Origin of the sequence: Frankia sp. AiPs1, from assembly GCF_023716945.1 — a bacterium.
Lineage (GTDB): Bacteria > Actinomycetota > Actinomycetes > Frankiales > Frankiaceae > Frankia.
Genome location: NZ_JAMQQF010001003.1, coordinates 1 through 1,127 on the forward strand (window position 1 = coordinate 1; position 1,127 = coordinate 1,127).

Consider the following 1,127-nt stretch of genomic DNA (forward strand, 5'->3'; position numbering starts at 1 on the left):
CCCCGCGGGCCCGCGCAGGGCCTGCTGGGCGACCGCGGCGGCGATGGTCCGCGACACCGACGGACCGTCGACGGCCACCAGGCCCAGCGCGCCGGTATCCCCGTCGACCTCGTGCAGGGTCGCCGTCGCCCCCAGATGTTCGGCGAGCACCGCCGTCGCCCGGCGCCACAGCACCGCCGGCTCGAGGGTGACCAGGGCCTGGCGGGCCAGGTCGGCGAGGTGGGCCTGCGCGGCGCGGGCGCTTTCCCGCTCGGTGATGTCGATCGTGATGGCCGCGACCAGGCTGACCTGGCCCGTGGGGTCGCGGATCGGCATCACGTGCAGGTCGAGGTAGCGGCCGAACGCGCCGACGATCCGCGCGCCGGGCTCACCGGCGAGACCTCGGCGCAGCATGGCCATCGGCTGCGGATGATCGGCGAACACGTCGAACACCGACGCCGACTCGGCGGCGGCGAGGCCCGCGGCCTCCTCGGCCGTGTGCGCGCCCAACCCGAACACCGAACGCCCCGACTGGTCGATCAGCAGCATCGACACCGGGCTGTGGTCCAGCACGAGCCGCAGGTACCGGTTCGCCTGCTCCTGCTCGGTGACGTCCTGCACCCGGCTGACGATCCGCGGCCCGTCGTCCCCGGGCACCGCCGTGGCGACGATCAGCACCGGCACCAGCGAGCCGCCCGGACGGACCAGGCGCACCGCCAACGGCGGCTCCGGCGCCTCGCCCGCGGCCCGGCCGCGCACCGCAGGGGGGTCCGGGGCCGGTGGGTGCGGGGAGAGCTGACGGTGGTGGTAGTCCCGCAGCCGGGCGGCGTCGCCGGGTTGCAGATGGTCCCCCAGCCGGGAGCCGATCAGCGCGGCCCGGTCACGGCCGAGGATCCGGCTCGCGGTGTCGTTGACAGCGCTGATCACGCCGTCGGACGCCGTGGTGGCCAACAGGCCGATGTCGAGACGTTCCAACACACCGTCGGTCACGTCCAGGGCAGGTCCGGCGGTCCTCCCTCCGTCGAGCGACGGGGATCGCGCCACGTGTTCGGCCTACCCGGTAGCAGTGGCCGGAATCGTCGTGAACGGGCCGGTCGCACCCGGTCGCACCCTGTCAGCGCCTGGCCGCCGCGCCGCCTGGCCGCCGC

Annotated in this window: 1 protein-coding gene; it reads right to left on the reverse strand. The window is 75.3% G+C overall.

Annotated features, from left to right (window positions below):
• A partial coding sequence (locus ND748_RS32475; RefSeq protein WP_251750083.1) for a PAS domain S-box protein occupies window positions 1–969 on the reverse strand: 969 nt, incomplete at its 3' end.
• Between the last annotated feature and the right edge of the window lie 158 nt (window positions 970–1,127).